The organism is Amycolatopsis sp. lyj-23 (genome assembly GCF_046549135.1).
Classification (GTDB): Bacteria; Actinomycetota; Actinomycetes; order Mycobacteriales; family Pseudonocardiaceae; genus Amycolatopsis.
In genome coordinates this window covers 1-16,456 of sequence record NZ_JAJPWN010000039.1, presented here as the reverse complement: position 1 = coordinate 16,456, position 16,456 = coordinate 1, and the positions used below count along the sequence as shown (strand labels likewise).

Sequence of the window (16,456 nt, the reverse complement as noted above, 5' to 3'; positions counted from 1 at the left end):
CCAACAATGTCTTCGAATTCAATCGAGGCAATTTAATGCTCTCAAAGGAACCTCATACGAGGTTTCAATACATAAGCTCTACTGGCTTAGTTCACTAGCACACTGTTGAGTTCTCAAGCAACACACTTCGGACCGCCGCGCCGCGAAGCGCCTTGGTCTTCGGCTTTTGTTTCAAGCTTTGTTCCAGGGATACCACCCTGGTTCGGGACCACCCACTCTACCACGATCGTGGGAGCTTGGTTCGTGTTCCCGGCGGCCGCTCGGTTTCCCTGGCGACTTGGAGAACTTTACATGCCCCTGAAACCCCCTTGCACAGGGGGGTCCCTTTTTCCGCGTCAGGCCGCTGACCTGCACCGATAGGCGCTCAGGCCGGCCGGGGCGAACCGTGGGTCGCGACGACCGTCAGCACGACCAACGCGGCCGCGAGTCCGGCGGCGATGTGGATGGGCGCCGGCGTGAACGAAGCCGCCAGGACGAGTACGGCCGTCACCGGGAAACCGATGGCGATCGGGCGGCACTCGTTCGTCGGGCCGATGTGCAGCAGCCACACGCTCAGCAGGAACACCGCGACCGGGACCGTGGTCGCCAGCGCCGCGGCGATTCCGCCGATGGGCACCGTCCCGGTGTCGTACCCGACCGCCACCTCGAGCCCCGCGCCGACCGCCGCCGCGGAGGCGAAGACCAGGTAGTGGCCGTACCCCCAGCTCATCGACGTGAACATCCCCGGACGGCGGACGAGCCGCGCGTGGCCCGGCTGGTCGAAGTACAGCCACCACATGGCGAACACCAGCACCAGCCCGGCCGCCGCGAGCCCGGCGAGGCTCCCGACGTGCTCCGCGTCCGACGCCCCTTCCTTGACCGCGTTGGTCGCGCTCAGGATGGTCTCGCCGAGCACGATCAGCGTGAACAGGCCGTACCGCTCGGCGATGTGGTGCGGGTGCCACGTCGTCCCGCCGCTGCTCTCGGCCCACACCGGCACGGCGAGCTCCATCACTACGAGAACGACGAATGCGATGGCGGCCGCGGTCCCCGGCACCCACAGCCGCGCGATCCACAACGCCTGGACCGCCACGATCCCGGCGGCGTAGCGCAGCGCGGCGGGACGGCACTCCGGCTCCGACCGCGCCGCGCGCAGCCACTGCACCACCATCGCCAGCCGCATCAGGACGTACCCGGCGACGATCAGCCGGAAGTCGCCTTCGAACGCGCTCGACACCCCCGCCGCGATGGTCAGCCCGCCGGCGATCTGCACGAGCGTGGCCAGCCGGTACGGGACGTCGTCGGTGTCGAACGCCGAGGCGAACCAGCTGAAGTTCAGCCAGCCCCACCAGATCGCGAAGAACACCATCGCGAACGACGTCACGCCGTGCGCGGCGTGCCCCTCGGCGAGCGCGTGGTGCAGGGCGGCCGCGGCCTGGCCGACGGCGACCACGAAACACAGGTCGAAGAGCAGTTCCAGCGGTGTCGCGACGCGGTGGTGCTCACCGCGGTCGCGGGAGCGCATCGGCCGGTACCAGACCCGGATCCGCGACGGCTGCTCGGTCATGGGACTCCCCGCGTCGGCCTCGATCGGACGCGCTCATCCCAGCACGACCACCGCGGGCGGAGCCCGCACGACACGGGTGAAGCAGACGGGCGGGCCCGGTTCCCCCTCCCCCGGGCCCGCCCGCCACCGTCACGCGCCGGCGGACCCCGATGGGCAGCCCTTCCGCGAGTGCCGGACGGTCCCCCGCGGACGCCGACACCCACTGGACGGAAGGTGACCGAGTGTGTCCATTCCTTCGAACTCCGGACGCCTCGATCGCTCGAGCCGGTCACCCCATCCCCGGGTGGCCGACTGATTGCCACTGTCGGTAGCCGAAGCCGCGCAGTGAAGGCTCCAATAGATCTACCCGGTTGCTCTCCGTAGCACCAGTGTCTTTTCGCGCCCGTCACTCGGATGGAGCATCGCGAATCTGCGGAAAGTAGTCTCTCAGCCCAGGTGGACGTCGGCGGCCCGGCGCTCGTCCCGTTCCTCCTCGGCCGCCCGGTGGCGTCGCGCCCGGAGTTCGGCGATCGCCAGGGCGAGCGCGCCGCACGTGAGCAGCGCCGCGCAGCCGAGCGCGACGGTGAGTGCCAAGGGGTAACCGCGGCCGACGACCAATCCGAACACGGACGCGAGGACGGCGGTGCCGATCGCCGTGCCGATCCGCTGCCCGGTCTGCAGCGCGCCGCCGGCGACCCCGGCCATCCGGACCGGCACGCACTCGAGCGTCAACGTCGTGTTCGGCGAGATCACCATCCCGCCGCCGACCCCCGCGAACACCAGCGGCAGCGCGAAGGCCCAGCCGGACGCCGACGGCGGGACCAGCTCGGCGAGCAGCGCGACGGCCAGCAGCCCGACGGCGACCATGGCCAGGCCGGTCACGGTGAGCCGGCGGCCGAACCGCGGCACGAGCCGGCCGGCGACGGCGGCCGAAACGGCCGAGCCGATCGCGAACGGCGTCACGGACAGGCCCGACTGCAGCGGCGAATAGCCGAGGCCCTGCTGGAAGTACGTCGCGAAGACCAGCCAGATCCCGGCGAACCCGCAGAAGTAGAGCGCGCCGACCGCCGCGCCGGCGGCGTAGCCGGGGGTGCCGGTGAACAGGCGCGTGTCCAGCAGCGGCGACCGGCCGCGCCGGACGACCGAACGCTCCCAGCGCACGAACGCGAACCCGGCGACCGCCGCGATGATGAAGAGCCACCAGAACCGGGCGAAGCCGCCGCTGTCTGAGTCGATGACGGGCAGCAGGACTCCGAGGACGGCGACCGCCAGCAGCGCGATGCCGAGGAAGTCGATTTCCGAGCGGATCCTGAGCTGCTTCTTCTCGCTGCGCGGCAGCAGGCGCAACGCGAGGGCGAAGGCGAGGACGCCGATCGGGACGTTGACGTAGAACACCCAGCGCCAGCCGTCCTGCGCCCCGAAGACGGCGAGGATGAACCCGCCGAGGATCGGGCCGACCGCCGTCGAGATCCCGACGACCGCGCCGAACATGCCGAACGCGCGGCCGCGCTCGGCGCCGCGGAAGAGGTCCTGGATCAGGCCGGTGTTCTGCGGGGTCAGCATGCCGGCGGCCAGGCCCTGGGCGAGGCGGGCGAGCACCAGCGTCGTCTCGTTCGGGGCCGCGCCGGCCAGCGCACTGGTGAGGACGAACCCGGCGAGGGCGCCGAGGAACATGTTCCGGCGGCCGAACGCGTCGCCGAGGCGGCCGCCGGTGACCAGGACCAGGCCGAACGCCAGGGCGTAGCCGGAGACGACCCAGCGGATGCCGCCGCTGCTCGCGTGCAGGCCGGACTGCATCGAAGGCAGGGCAACGTTGACGATGCTGACGTCCAGCAGGCCCATGAACCCGGCCGTGAGCGAGACCGCCAGCGCTTTCCAGCGCCGGGGATCGGGTTCGTACGACATCGAAGAGCTGCCCTCACGCATGTTCACCGGCCGGGGATACCCCAATCAGCAAACACGAAAGGCGGGATCCGCGCGCGTTGTGCGCCCGGATCCCGTGCCCGTCACGTCGACGCGGTGATGCCGCGGATGCCCTTCAGCTCGCCGATCAGCATGGAGCTGACCTTCACCGGGTAGTCGTACAGCGCGAAGACCGTCTGGTTCTTGCCCACCAGCTTGAGGTGCACCGGGGTCTCGCCCTTGTGCGCCAGCAGCGTCGACCGCAGCTCGCTGACCACCGACTGGTCGATCTTCTCCGCCGCGGCCAGCAGGACCAGGGGCGGCTCGTCGTCGCCGTTGCCGGTGCCGACCTCGGACAGGTCGAGCGTGGCCAGGCCGCCGCCGAAGACCGACATCTTGTCTTCGCGCCAGTTGACCCGGCCCTTGACCAGCACCGCGTTGTCTTCGATCAGCTCGCCCGCGAAGAGCGCGTACGCCTTCGGGAAGAAGAGCACCTCCAGGGAGGCGTCCATGTCCTCGACCGTGCAGATCGCCCAGGGCTCGCCCTTCTTGTTGACCCGCCGTTCCAGCGACGTGATCAGCCCGGAGATGACGATCTCGCCTTCCTTCGGCGGGTCGGCGAGGATCCCGGCGATCGGCTTCGGGGCGTGCTTGCGCAGGATCCGCTCGGCGCCGTCCAGCGGGTGCGCCGAGACGTACAGGCCCAGCATCTCGCGCTCGTAGGCGAGCAGCTGCTTGCGCGGGTACTCCTCCTCGCCGAACTTCAGGTGCGCGAGCGGGGACGACGACGGGGCGGGCTCGCCGTCGTCGCCGCCGAAGCCGAACAGGTCGAACTGGCCCATCGCCTCCTGGCGCTTGAGCGGGACGACGGCTTCGACCGCGTCCTCGTGGACCTGGATCATCGACAGCCGCGTGTGGCCGAGGGAGTCGAACCCGCCCGCCTTGATCAGCGACTCGATCACCCGCTTGTTGCAGGCCACGAGCTCGGACTTGTCGAGGAAGTCGGTGAAGGTGGCGTACTTGCCCTTCTCCTCGCGGGTCTTGATGATCGACTCGACGACGTTCGCGCCGACGTTGCGGACGGCACCCAGCCCGAAGCGGATGTCGTTCCCGACGGCCGCGAACCGCAGGGCCGACTCGTTGACGTCCGGCGGGAGCACCTTGATGCCGAGCCGGCGGCACTCCGACAGGTAGACCGCCGACTTGTCCTTGTTGTCACCCACCGACGTGAGCAGGGCGGCCATGTACTCGGCGGTGAAGTTGGCCTTGAGGTACGCGGTCCAGTAGGAGACCAGGCCGTACGCGGCCGCGTGGCTCTTGTTGAACGCGTAGCCGGCGAACGGGAGGATCGTGTCCCAGAGGGCCTTGATCGCCTCTTTGGAGAACCCGCCCGGGACCAGGTCGCTGGACTGCATGCCCGCTTCGAAGCCCTCGAACTCCTTGTCGAGGACTTCCTTCTTCTTCTTGCCCATCGCGCGGCGGAGCACGTCCGCGCGGCCCATCGTGTACCCGGCCACCTTCTGGCCGATGTGCATGATCTGCTCTTGGTACACGATCAGGCCGTAGGTGTCGGCCAGGATCTCCCGCAGCGGCTCGTCGAGCTCCGGGTGGATCGGCTTGACCTTCTGCCGGTTGTTCTTGCGGTCGGCGTAGTCGTTGTGCGCGTTCATGCCCATCGGGCCGGGGCGGTACAGCGCGCCGACCGCGACGATGTCGTCGAACACCGTGGGCTCCATGCGGCGCAGCAGGTCGCGCATGGGGCCGCCGTCCAGCTGGAACACGCCGAGCGTGTCGCCGCGGGCCAGCAGCTTGTACGTCTCGGGGTCGTCGACGCCGAGCGTGTCGAGGTCGACGTCGACCCCGCGGTTGGCCTTGATGTTGTCGATCGCGTCACCGATGACGGTGAGGTTGCGCAGGCCGAGGAAGTCCATCTTGAGCAGGCCGATGGCCTCGCACGACGGGTAGTCCCAGCCGGTGATGATCGAGCCGTCGTCCCGCTGCCAGAGCGGGATGGCGTTGGTCAGCGGCTCGCTCGACATGATGACCGCGCAGGCGTGCACGCCGGCGTTGCGGATCAGGCCCTCGAGGCCGCGGGCGGTCTCGAAGATCGTCTTGCACTCGTCGTCGGTCTCGACCAGCGCGCGGACCTCGGCGGCCTCGCCGTAGCGCTCGTGCTTGGAGTCGACGATGCCCGAGAGCGGGATGTCCTTCGCCATGATCGGCGGCGGCAGCGCCTTGGAGATCTTGTCCGCGATCGCGTACCCCGGCTGGCCGAAGTGGACGCGCGCGCTGTCCTTGATCGCCGCCTTGGTCTTGATCGTGCCGAAGGTGATGACCTGGGCGACCTTGTCCGCGCCGTACTTGTCGGTGGCGTACCGGATCATCTCGCCGCGACGGCGGTCGTCGAAGTCGATGTCGATGTCGGGCATCGAGACGCGCTCGGGGTTCAGGAACCGCTCGAACAGCAGCTTCTGCGGGATCGGGTCCAGGTTGGTGATACCGAGGACGTACGCGACCAGCGAACCGGCGGCCGAACCACGGCCCGGGCCGACCCGGATGCCGACGCGGCGGGCGTAGCTGATGAGGTCGGCGACGATGAGGAAGTAGGCGGGGAAGCCCTTGCCGATGATGACGTCGAGCTCGATCTCGATGCGCTCGTTGTAGTACTCGTCCGGCACGCCGTCCGGGAAGCGCCACTTGAGGCCGCGGGCGACCTCTTCGCGCAGCCAGCTGCCCTGGTCATAGCCCTCCGGCACCTCGAAGAACGGCAGCCGGTCCTTGTGCGTGTACACCTCTTCGTACGACTCGACGCGCTCGGCGATCAGCAGCGTCGTGTCCGACGCGCCGGGGACCTCCTTGTCCCAGTACTCGCGCATCTCCTGCGCCGACTTGAGGTAGTAGCCGTCGCCGTCGAACTTGAACCGGGTCGGGTCGTTGAGGGTCTTGCCCGCCTGGACGCACAGCAGCGCCGAGTGCGTGTCCGCCTGGTCCTTGGTGACGTAGTGCGAGTCGTTGGTGGCGATCGGCTTGAGGTCCAGCAGCCTGCCGATCTCCAGCAGGCCTTCGCGGACCGACCGCTCGATGGGCAGGCCGTGGTCCATCAGCTCGAGGAAGAAGTTGTCCGCGCCGAAGATGTCCTTGTAGTCGGACGCGGCCTGGATGGCCTCCTCGCGCTGGCCCAGCCGCAGGCGGGTCTGCACCTCGCCGGACGGGCAGCCGGTGGTGGCGATGATCCCCGAGCTGTTCTCCGAGATCAGCTCGCGGTCCATCCGGGGCTTGCGGTAGTAGCCCTGCATGCTGGCCAGCGAGGACAACTTGAAGAGGTTCCGCAGCCCGGTGGCGTTCGCCGCCAGCATGGTCATGTGCGTGTACGCACCGCCACCGGAGACGTCGCCGCCTTCACCGAACTCGTCCGAGCCGCGCTGGTTGGCCTGCCCCCAGAAGACGGGCTTCTTGTGGAACCGGCTCTCCGGCGCGATGTAGGCCTCGATGCCGATGATCGGCTTGAGACCGTGCTTCTTGGACTGCTGGTAGAACTCGTCGCCGCCGTACATGTTGCCGTGGTCGGTCATGCCGACCGCAGGCATGCCGAGGCGCGCCGCCTCCGCGAAGAGGGGAGCGATCTTCGCCGCACCGTCGAGCATCGAGTACTCGGTGTGGACGTGCAGGTGGACGAAAGAATCGTTCGACACCAGCGAAAACCTCCCCTGTCTGGATCGGACCGGCGCGCCCGGGTCCCCCAGCCTATCCCGCACTCGCCGGGCTCGATTCTGCCCCTCTGGAGGCCGCGAACGGGGGCGCGACGCGCACCCGTTTCGGGGGGTGACGAGCACGCCACGGGGTGCGTCCGGCCGGCTCGTTCCCCGCGGGCCGCCGTCCGGTGAGGTGGGCCACAGACGCGGAAGCTCGCGTTGACAGGCGCCACGGCGGGACCGAGCATTCCCGCCATGAACCTGTCTGACAGCCAGACAGCCGGACAAGGTGGACAGCGTGCTCTCCGCCGGGTGAGCGCCATGGAAGCCGTGCTGGCCCACCTGCGTGCCGCGATCGAGCGCGGCGAGTACGCCGTCGGCGGAAAGCTCCCCTCCGAAGCCGCGCTGAGCCGGGAGTTCGAGGTCAGCCGGTCGGTGATCCGGGAGGCGCTGCGCGGTCTCCAGGCGCTCGGCATGACGGAGTCGAAGACCGGCAAGGGCACCTTCGTCACCGCGACCGGGCCGGCCGACAACCCGACCTTCGGGCCCTACTCGGCCCGCGACCTCATCGAGGTGCGCCGGCACGTCGAGATCCCGGTCGCCGGGTATGCCGCGGTGCGGCGCAGCCAGGACGACCTGGACCTGCTCTCCCACCTGCTCGAGCGGATGGCCGCCGAGACCGACAACACCGCCTGGGTGGCGCTCGACTCGCTCTTCCACATCACCATCGCCCAGGCCTCGGGCAACCCGGTGTTCGGGAAGGTGATCGAGGAGATCCGGGACGCGCTGGCCCGCCAGTCCGCCTTCCTCAACCAGCTCGGCGACCGGCGCCACCGGTCGGACGTCGAGCACCGCGCGATCGTCACGGCGATCGCCGACGGCTCGGCGGACGACGCCGTCGCCGCCATGACGGCGCACCTGCAGCACGTCGAAGCCACCCTGACCAGCATCGTGAACGGGGACCAGTGACCGAACAGACCATCACGGCCTCGACCGCGGACGCGGGCGACGCCGGCTACCACAAGGCCCTCAAGCCCCGGCACGTGAACATGATCGCCATCGGCGGGGCGATCGGCACCGGCCTGTTCCTCGGCGCCGGCGGACGGCTCGCCCAGGCCGGCCCGGCGCTGGCGATCGTCTACGGCGTCTGCGGGCTCTTCGCCTTCTTCGTCGTCCGCGCGCTCGGCGAGCTGATCCTGTACCGGCCCTCCAGCGGCGCCTTCGTCTCCTACGCCCGCGAGTTCATGGGCGAGAAGGGCGCGTACGTCGCCGGCTGGATGCACTTCCTCAACTGGTCGACCACCGGCATCGCCGACATCACCGCGATCGCGCTCTACGCGCACTTCTGGTCGTTCTTCTCGCCGATCCCGCAGTGGGTGCTCGCGCTGATCGCGCTCGCCGTCGTCCTGACGCTGAACATGGTTTCGGTGAAGCTGTTCGGCGAGATGGAGTTCTGGTTCGCCATCGTCAAGGTCGCCGCGCTCGTGCTCTTCATGGTGATCGGCATCTTCCTGCTGGTGACGCAGACGCCGATCGACGGCGTCGCGGGCGGGCCGCAGCTGATCGCCGGCCACGGCGGGCTCTTCCCGGCCGGGCTGCTGCCGATGGTGCTGATCGTGCAGGGCGTGGTGTTCGCCTACGCCTCGGTCGAGCTGGTCGGCGTGGCCGCGGGCGAGACCGAGCACCCGGAGAAGATCATGCCGAAGGCGATCAACTCCATCATGTGGCGCATCCTCGTCTTCTACGTCGGCTCGGTCGTGCTGCTGGCGATGCTGCTGCCGTGGAGCTCCTACACGAAGGACCAGAGCCCGTTCGTCACCGTGCTCTCGCACCTGGGCGTGCCCGCGGCCGACAGCGTGATGAACCTGGTCGTGCTCACCGCGGCGCTGTCCAGCCTGAACTCGGGGCTGTACTCGACCGGCCGGATCCTGCGGTCGATGGCGACGGCGGGCTCGGCACCGAAGTTCACCGGCGTGATGAACCGCAACCACGTGCCCTACGGCGGGATCCTGCTCACCGCGGCCGTCTGCGTGCTCGGCGTCGGGCTCAACTACCTGGTGCCGAAGGAGGCCTTCGACATCGTGCTGAACTTCGCCGCGATCGGCATCCTCGCCACCTGGGCCATCATCGTGCTCTGCCACCTGCTGTTCGTGCGCCGGGCCCGGCGCGACGGCGTCGAGCGGCCGTCGTTCCGGCTGCCGTTCTCGCCGTACACGGAGATCGCGACGCTGGTGTTCCTCGCCGCCGTCGTCGTGCTGATGGGCTTCGACGACACCGGCCGGATCACCCTGCTGGCGCTGCCCGCCATCGCCGCCGCCCTGGTCGCCGGCTGGTTCGGCGTCCGCAAGCGGATCGACATGCGGGCGTTCGACGAGGAGGGCATGTGAGCCACGTACCCCTGGTCGAGCTCGTCCGCGAAGGGATGGTCGAGGGCGTCCACCACGGCTCGGCCGTCGTGCTCGGCCCGGACGGCTCGACGCGGTTCGCCGCCGGGGACGTCGACACGCCGATGTACCCGCGCTCGACGGCGAAGCCGTTGCAGGCCACGGCGATGGCACGGCTCGGGCTGCGCCTGTCCCCCGCCGGGTTCGCGATCGCCGCGGCCAGCCACTCCGGCGAGCCGAGGCACCTCGAGGCCGCGCTCGACGTCCTCGACGGCCGCTCCCCCGACCTGCTCGGCAACCCGGCGGACTTCCCGTTCGACCCGGTCGAACGCGACCGCTGGGTCGCCGAGGGCCGGGCGCCGTCCCGGCTGGCGCACAACTGCTCCGGCAAGCACGCGGCCATGCTCGCGACCTGCGCGCTGAACGGCTGGGCCGCCGAGGGCTACCTCGACCCGGCGCACCCGCTGCAGCGCGCGATCGCGGCCACCGTCGAGGACCTGACCGGGCGGCCCATCGCCCGGGTGGCCGTCGACGGCTGCGGCGCGCCGCTGTTCGCGACGACGCTGCGCGGGCTCGCGACGGCCGTGTCGAAGATCGCCACGGCCGCCCCCGGGACCGCGGACCACCTGGTCGCCGACGGCATCCGGCGGCACCCCGAGCTGGTCGGCGGCCGCCGCCGGGACGTCACCGCCGTCATGCGCGCGGTGCCCGGGCTGATCGCGAAGGACGGCTTCGAGGCCGTCCAGATCGCCGCGCTGCCCGACGGCACGGCGATCGCGTTCAAGATCGCCGACGGCGGGGACCGGGCGCGCTACCCGGTGCTGGCCGCGCTGCTCGGGCTGTGCGGGGCCGACGTCCCGCCCGGCCCGGAGAACCTCCGTTTCACCGGGAACCTGTCTGTGGGGAGCCTCCGATGACCACCCGCCGCGAACACGACCTGCTGGGCGATAAGGACATCCCGGCGGACGCGTACTGGGGCGTGCACACCGCCCGCACCCGCGAAAACTTCCCGATCACCGGCACCACGATCGCCGCCTACCCCCACCTCGTCGAGGCGCTGGCCTCGGTGAAGGAGGCCGCGGCGCGCGCCAACGCCGAACTGGGCCTGCTCGAACCCCGGATCGCGGACGCGATCTGCGCGGCCTGCCGGGAAATCCGCGAAGGCGCGCTGCACGGCGAGTTCGTCGTCGACGTCGTCCAGGGCGGCGCCGGGACGTCGACCAACATGAACGCCAACGAGGTCATCGCCAACCGCGCGCTCGAGCTGCTCGGGCACGCCAAGGGCGACTACCGCGTCGTGCACCCCAACGAGCACGTCAACCTCTCGCAGTCGACGAACGACGCCTACCCGACGGCTGTGAACGTGGCGACGATCATCGCCGTGCGCGAGCTGGCGGAGTCGATGGTCGTGCTGGAGAAGGCGTTCGCGGCCAAGGCCGTCGAGTTCCACGACGTGCTGAAGATGGGCCGGACGCAGCTGCAGGACGCCGTGCCGATGACGCTCGGCCAGGAGTTCGGCACGTACGCGGTGATGCTCGGCGAAGACCGGCAGCGGCTGACCGAGGCCGTCGCGCTGCTGCACGAGATCAACCTCGGCGCGACCGCGATCGGCACCGGCCTCAACGCCGCGCCGGGCTACGCCGAAGCCGCGTGCCGTCACCTGCGCGAGATCACCGGGCTGCCGGTCGTCACCGCGGCGGACCTGGTGGAGGCCACCCAGGACTGCGGCGCGTTCGTGCACCTTTCCGGTGTCCTGAAGCGGATCGCGGTCAAGCTGTCGAAGAGCTGCAACGACCTGCGGCTGCTGTCCTCGGGCCCGCGGGCCGGGCTGAACGAGATCAACCTGCCGCCGGTGCAGGCCGGGTCGTCGATCATGCCCGGCAAGATCAACCCGGTGATCCCCGAGGTGGTCAACCAGGTGGCGTTCGAGGTGATCGGCAACGACGTCACGGTGACGATGGCGGCCGAGGCCGGCCAGCTGCAGCTCAACGCGTTCGAGCCGATCATCCTGCACTCGCTTTCGGAGAGCATCACGCACCTGGGCGCGGCCTGCCGGACGCTGGCCTCGAAGTGCGTTTCCGGGATCACGGCCAACGTCGACGTCATGCGGAGCTACGTCGAGAACTCGATCGGCCTGGTGACGGCGCTGAACCCGAGCATCGGGTACGCGGCCGCGACGGAGATCGCGAAAGAGGCGCTGGCCACCGGACGCGGGGTCGCCGAGCTGGTCGTCGAGAAGGGCCTGATCCCGGCCGAAGAGCTGGCGAAGCTGCTGCGGCCGGAAACCCTCGCGCGCGCGAACTGAGGTACGGTCGGATCCGGAAGGATCTACTCCACTTCGGAAGGCGAGGCCGCCGGTGCTGGACCGATTTGTCGACAAGCTGCTCGGGCTCCCCCGCGCCGAAGGCCCCAAGCCGGTCGTCACGCGCGACCTCGCCGTGCCGATGCCCGACGGCGTCACGCTGCTCGCCGACCGGTACGCACCGGCCGGGACGACGTCGGCGCCCGTGGTCCTGATCCGCACGCCGTACGGGCGCAAGGGGCTGCTCTCGAAGCTCTTCGGCGAAACCTTCGCCCGGCACGGGCTGCAGACGGTCGTCCAGAGCACGCGCGGCTCGTTCGGCTCCGGCGGCGAGTTCCGGCCCTTCCACCTCGAACGCGAAGACGGCGTCGCGACCGCCGAGTGGCTGCGCGCCCAGCCGTGGTGCGACGGGACCCTCGGCATGGCCGGCGCCAGCTACCTCGGGCACACGCAGTGGGCGGTCGGGCCGTACCTCGACCCGCCGCTCGCCGCGATGTGCCTCGGCATCACGGCGTCGGAATTCGTCTCGACGTTCTACCCGGGCGGGGTGCTCGCGGCGGACAACATGGTGTCGTGGTCGGCGATGCTCGGCCGTCAGGAGGAGCGCTTCGCCGCGCTGCCGAACCCGCTGCAGACGCGCAAGACCCGCCGGGCGATGGCCCACCTGCCGCTGAGCGGCGCCGACGTCGCCGCCATCGGCAAGCCGGTCCGCTTCCTCCAGGACGTCACCGAGCACTTCGTCCCCGGCGACGACTACTGGGCGATGTCCGACCACAGCGCGGAAGTCGCGAAGCTCGACGTCCCGGTGTCGATGGTGGCCGGCTGGTACGACCTGTTCATCGGCACGCAGCTGCGCGACTTCCGGCTCCTCGCCGAGGCGGGCAAGGCGCCGCGGATCACGATCGGGCCGTGGGCGCACGGCGAGCCGGCGAGCATGGGCGCGATGATCCGCGACCAGCTCGGGTTCCTGCGCGCGCACCTGCTCGGCGACCGGACGCAGCTGCAGCGGTCCCCGGTGCGGCTGTTCCTGCAGAACGCCGGGACGTGGCTGGACTTCGAGTCGTGGCCGCCGCCCTCGACGGCGACCGCGGCGCACCTGCGGCCGATCGGCGGCCTCGGCGAGACCGTCACCGGCGAGGCCCGGCCGACGACGTTCACCTACGACCCGGCCGACCCGACCCCGGCGGTCGGCGGCCCGCTGCTCATGGGCGAGTGGAAGCAGCGGGACAACCAGGCGGTCGAGGCCCGGCCGGACGTGCTCGTGTTCACCGGCGAGCCGCTGCCGTCGGACCTCGACGTCATCGGCGAAGTGGCGGCGACCGTGCACGTGCGCACCGAACTCGGGCACGCCGACGTCTACGTCCGGCTCTGCGACGTCGACGCCGGCGGCGTGTCCCGCAACGTGACGGACGGGATCCTGCGGGTGCGCCCGGGCTCCCCCGCGGCGGACGCCGACGGCGTGGTGACGGCGGAGGTGACGCTCGACCCGACGGCCTACCGCTTCCGCCGCGGCCACCGCCTGCGGGTGCAGGTGGCGGGCGGCGCGTTCCCGCGGTTCGCCCGCAACCACGGGACGGACGAGCCCGTCACGTCGGCGGTGCGGGGAAAGCCGAACCGCTTCGAGGTGTTCCACGACGCCGGGCGGCCGTCGCGGATCACCTTGCCGGTGTTCAGCAGCTGACCGCGCCCCGGACCACAGCGGGGCTCAGAGCGGGACCGTCCGGTGGTGGCTGGTGACCCGGCCGTCGTCGTGGAGGACGTGCAGCAGCAGGGCCGGCGGGCGGTCGTACTCCAGCGGGCCGCCGTCGGCCCAGCCGCGGTCCGCGCCCGGCTCGACCGGGAGCAGGCTGCCCGAAACGACGCCCGGCGCGATGCGCAGCGGCACCCCCGCGAACGTCGTCGACGCGCCCGTGTGCACGTGCCCGGCCAGCAGGGCGGCGACCCGCGGGTGGCGGCCGAGCACGGCCGCCAGCCGGTCCTCGCCGGCCTGGCGGATCGCGTCCACCAGCGGGACGCCGACCTCCACCGGCGGGTGGTGGAACGCGACGAACGCGGGGCCGTCGCCGCCGGAGAGGACGCCGTCGAGCCACGCCAGGGTCTCGTCAGCGAGGAAGCCCGCGCCTCGGCCCGGGATCGTCGAGTCGCAGAGCGCGAACAGCACGCCGCCGACCTCCTGGGCCAGGTCGATCGGGCCGTCGGACGCCGGCAGACCGAGCAGGCCGGTGCGGAAGGCCGCCCGGACGTCGTGGTTGCCCGGGCACACGAGCACCGGCGCCGGGTGCGTCAGCAGTTCGGCGGCGCGCGCGTACTCCTCGGCCGTGCCGTGGTCGGCGATGTCGCCGGTGACGACGACCGCGTCCACCGGCTTCGCCAGGCCGCCGAGGTAGCGCAGCACGGCCGCGACGCGCTCTTCCGCACGCGGTCCGCCGTCGAGGTGCAGGTCGCTCAGGTGCGCGATGATCATCTTCCGTCCTTCCCCAGGTACGCCAGGGCCTTGACCCAGTTGGCGACGAGCACCGAAGACGCGGTGGCCAGGTCGCCGTCGCGCAGGGCCGCGGCGATGCGGCGGTGTTCGCCGATGCTTTCGCCCGCGTGGCCTTCGCCGGCGAAGTAGGCCGACTCGTACCGCTTGAGCAGCGGCTTGGTCTGCTCGACCAGCCGCAGCAGGTGCGGGTTCGGGCAGCGTGACAGCAGCAGCGCGTGCCACCGATCGTCCAAAGCGGACAGATCACCGCCCTCGGCGAGGGCGCGGGTCATCTCGGCGGCGACGGCGTCGAGCTCGTCCGGCAACCCGGCCAGCTCCAGCGGCGACGTCCAGCGCAGCGCGAGGGCTTCGAGCTCGGCCACCAGCGGGTAGAGCCGGCGGGCTTCGTCCGGGTCGAACGGCGGCACGAGGAACCCGCGGCCCGGCGCGGAGACCAGCAGGCCGCGGTCGGCGAGCCCGATCAGCGCCTCCCGCAGCGGCGTCCGGCTGACGCCCAGCTCGCGGGCCAGGTGCACCTCGTTGACGCGGGCGCCGGCGGCGAGCCGCCGGTCGAGCACGCGGGCGGTGATCTGCTCGATGAGGTCGCTGCGCAACGGGGTGCGGGCCATGCCGGGCAGTATTGCATACAGTAGCTATCTACTGTATTCAGTTGACATGAGCTTCGACGTCGAACGCGCCCGCCGCGAGACCCCGGGCTGCGCCGAGGTGGTCCACTTCAACAACGCGGGCGCGGCGCTGCCGCCGGCCGTCGTGACCGACACCGTCGTCGAATACCTGCGCCACGAAGCGCTGGTCGGCGGCTACGAAGCGGCCGCGGCGGCCGCGGATCGCCTGGACGCGGTGTACGCGTCGGTGGCCCGGCTGCTCGGCGCCGGCTCCGACGACATCGCGCTCACCGACAACGCGACCCGCTCCTGGCAGGCGGTGTTCTACGCGCTGCCGTTCGGCCGCGGCGACCGGATCCTGACCTCGCGGGCGGAGTACGCCAGCAACGCGATCGCGTTCCTGCAGGTCGCCGGGCGCACCGGCGCGGTCGTCGAAGTGATCGGCGACGACGAGTCCGGGCAGCTGGACGTCGAAGAGCTGCGGCGGCGCGTCGACGGCGACGTCAAGCTGATCGCCGTCAGCCACGTCCCCACCCAGGGCGGCCTGGTGAACCCGGCCGAGGAGATCGGCGCGGTCGCCGAGGCGGCCGGCATCCCGTTCCTGCTGGACGCGTGCCAGTCGGCGGGCCAGCTCGACCTCGACGTCACGCGCCTGAAGTGCGACGCGCTTTCGGGCACCGGCCGCAAGTACCTGCGCGGCCCGCGCGGCACCGGGTTCCTGTACGTGCACCCGCGGCTGCGCGAGCGGCTCGAGCCGGCGATGCTCGACCTGCACTCGGCGAGCTGGGAGTCGCCGACGGAGTACGTCGTCGACCCGACGGCCAAGCGCTTCGAGGTGTGGGAGCGGGACTTCGCGGCGGTGTGCGGCCTCGGCGCGGCGGTCGACTACGCCCTCGAGTGGGGTCTTCCGGCGATCGAAGCGCGCGTGGCTTCACTGGCCGCCACCTTGCGCGAGCGGCTCACCGAGGCGGGCGCGCGCGTCCACGACGCCGGGGCGCGCAAGTGCGGCCTGGTCACGTTCAGCGTCGACGGCACCCCGGCCGCGGAGATCAAGGCGCGGCTGGCGGAGGCGAACATCAACACGTCACTGTCCACGCGGACGTCGGCGCAGTACGACTTCACCGCGCGCGCCCTGCCCGACCTGGTCCGCGCGTCGGTGCACTACTACAACACCGAGGACGAGATCGAGCTGCTGGTGCGGCAGGTGGAAAAGCTCTAGCCGCGGGCTTTCGGCGGGGCGTAGGGCAGTCCGGTCGCCTTCGCCCGCCGGGCCACGACGAGGGCTTCGCCGAGGAGGCTCACGCCGATGGACAACGTCATCGGCCGGGCCTCGCCCGGCGCCCCGAAGACCTCCCGGGCCACCAGCTCGAGCGGAAGCCGTCCTCCGGCGGCACCTGGAAAGCCTGCGCGCGACCTCCGGCCGGGCGCGCGCCACCTAGGGCCTGTATCGAAGTTGTCTCCGGCGGGTTGAGCTGGAGTTGGCGGTGCTGGGCGTGTCGTCGGCCGAAATGGGTGAGGTCTCCGGTATTTGGTTCGTCGACCAAGAAAAACCTGAACACCG

At 70.8% G+C, this 16,456-nt stretch carries 12 protein-coding genes; 6 read left to right on the top strand and 6 right to left on the bottom strand.

Annotation, left to right across the window (positions count from 1 at the left end):
- Positions 1 to 364: 364 nt before the first annotated feature.
- The 3 genes from ACLJPY_RS49970 to dnaE all read right to left on the bottom strand — a co-directional run bounded on the left by ACLJPY_RS49970 (position 365) and on the right by dnaE (position 7,119).
- A complete protein-coding gene (locus ACLJPY_RS49970) occupies positions 365 to 1,546 on the bottom strand; it encodes a low temperature requirement protein A (RefSeq protein ID WP_410598061.1) in 1,182 nt (393 codons plus the stop codon).
- Positions 1,547 to 1,972: 426 nt separating this feature from the next.
- Complete coding sequence (locus ACLJPY_RS49965; protein WP_410598063.1) at positions 1,973 to 3,430, bottom strand: MFS transporter; 1,458 nt, start codon at positions 3,428 to 3,430, stop codon at positions 1,973 to 1,975.
- Positions 3,431 to 3,531: 101 nt separating this feature from the next.
- Entirely contained in the window at positions 3,532 to 7,119 is a 3,588-nt protein-coding gene (dnaE, locus tag ACLJPY_RS49960; RefSeq protein ID WP_410598060.1) for a DNA polymerase III subunit alpha, read from the bottom strand.
- A gap of 321 nt (positions 7,120 to 7,440) precedes the next feature.
- Between dnaE and ACLJPY_RS49955 the strand changes: the two genes are divergently transcribed.
- The 5 genes from ACLJPY_RS49955 to ACLJPY_RS49935 are packed head-to-tail and all read left to right on the top strand — an operon-like array spanning position 7,441 to position 13,486.
- The gene (locus ACLJPY_RS49955) at positions 7,441 to 8,088 is read left to right on the top strand and encodes a FadR/GntR family transcriptional regulator (protein ID WP_410598062.1); all 648 of its coding nucleotides are present in this window, start codon (positions 7,441 to 7,443) and stop codon (positions 8,086 to 8,088) included.
- Complete coding sequence (locus ACLJPY_RS49950) at positions 8,085 to 9,506, top strand: amino acid permease (RefSeq protein WP_410598059.1); 1,422 nt, start codon at positions 8,085 to 8,087, stop codon at positions 9,504 to 9,506. Before ACLJPY_RS49955 ends, ACLJPY_RS49950 begins: the two co-directional genes overlap by 4 nt.
- Positions 9,503 to 10,420 (top strand): asparaginase, encoded by a 918-nt coding sequence (locus ACLJPY_RS49945; RefSeq protein WP_410598058.1) that lies wholly within the window; start codon positions 9,503 to 9,505, stop codon positions 10,418 to 10,420. The genes ACLJPY_RS49950 and ACLJPY_RS49945 overlap by 4 nt, the downstream gene beginning before the upstream one ends.
- Complete coding sequence (aspA, locus tag ACLJPY_RS49940) at positions 10,417 to 11,808, top strand: aspartate ammonia-lyase (protein WP_410598057.1); 1,392 nt, start codon at positions 10,417 to 10,419, stop codon at positions 11,806 to 11,808. Before ACLJPY_RS49945 ends, aspA begins: the two co-directional genes overlap by 4 nt.
- Before the next feature lie 52 nt (positions 11,809 to 11,860).
- The gene (locus tag ACLJPY_RS49935) at positions 11,861 to 13,486 is read left to right on the top strand and encodes a CocE/NonD family hydrolase (RefSeq protein WP_410598056.1); all 1,626 of its coding nucleotides are present in this window, start codon (positions 11,861 to 11,863) and stop codon (positions 13,484 to 13,486) included.
- Positions 13,487 to 13,510: 24 nt separating this feature from the next.
- On the opposite strand, the gene ACLJPY_RS49930 is transcribed toward ACLJPY_RS49935, so the two are convergent.
- The gene (locus ACLJPY_RS49930) at positions 13,511 to 14,269 is read right to left on the bottom strand and encodes a metallophosphoesterase (protein ID WP_410598055.1); all 759 of its coding nucleotides are present in this window, start codon (positions 14,267 to 14,269) and stop codon (positions 13,511 to 13,513) included.
- The gene (locus ACLJPY_RS49925) at positions 14,266 to 14,898 is read right to left on the bottom strand and encodes a GntR family transcriptional regulator (RefSeq protein ID WP_410598054.1); all 633 of its coding nucleotides are present in this window, start codon (positions 14,896 to 14,898) and stop codon (positions 14,266 to 14,268) included. Before ACLJPY_RS49925 ends, ACLJPY_RS49930 begins: the two co-directional genes overlap by 4 nt.
- A 46-nt stretch (positions 14,899 to 14,944) precedes the next feature.
- Here ACLJPY_RS49925 and ACLJPY_RS49920 point away from each other — a divergent pair, with 46 nt between their 5' ends.
- Positions 14,945 to 16,114 (top strand): aminotransferase class V-fold PLP-dependent enzyme, encoded by a 1,170-nt coding sequence (locus ACLJPY_RS49920; protein WP_410598053.1) that lies wholly within the window; start codon positions 14,945 to 14,947, stop codon positions 16,112 to 16,114.
- Here ACLJPY_RS49920 and ACLJPY_RS49915 read toward each other — a convergent pair.
- Positions 16,111 to 16,257 carry a hypothetical protein gene (locus tag ACLJPY_RS49915; RefSeq protein ID WP_410598052.1) on the bottom strand — a complete coding sequence of 49 codons (147 nt, stop codon included), beginning with the start codon at positions 16,255 to 16,257 and terminating at the stop codon, positions 16,111 to 16,113. The two genes, ACLJPY_RS49920 and ACLJPY_RS49915, sit on opposite strands and share 4 nt — an antisense overlap.
- Positions 16,258 to 16,456 lie beyond the last annotated feature (199 nt).

What these genes read in the sequence shown, in the direction of transcription:
- ACLJPY_RS49955 (WP_410598062.1), top strand. Translation starts at nt 7,441, where the DNA reads ATGGAAGCCGTGCTGGCCCACCTGCGTGCCGCGATCGAGCGCGGCGAG.
- ACLJPY_RS49965 (WP_410598063.1), bottom strand. Translation starts at nt 3,430, where the DNA reads ATGTCGTACGAACCCGATCCCCGGCGCTGGAAAGCGCTGGCGGTCTCG.
- ACLJPY_RS49930 (WP_410598055.1), bottom strand. Translation starts at nt 14,269, where the DNA reads ATGATCATCGCGCACCTGAGCGACCTGCACCTCGACGGCGGACCGCGT.
- ACLJPY_RS49925 (WP_410598054.1), bottom strand. Translation starts at nt 14,898, where the DNA reads ATGGCCCGCACCCCGTTGCGCAGCGACCTCATCGAGCAGATCACCGCC.
- aspA (WP_410598057.1), top strand. Translation starts at nt 10,417, where the DNA reads ATGACCACCCGCCGCGAACACGACCTGCTGGGCGATAAGGACATCCCG.
- ACLJPY_RS49970 (WP_410598061.1), bottom strand. Translation starts at nt 1,546, where the DNA reads ATGACCGAGCAGCCGTCGCGGATCCGGGTCTGGTACCGGCCGATGCGC.
- ACLJPY_RS49920 (WP_410598053.1), top strand. Translation starts at nt 14,945, where the DNA reads ATGAGCTTCGACGTCGAACGCGCCCGCCGCGAGACCCCGGGCTGCGCC.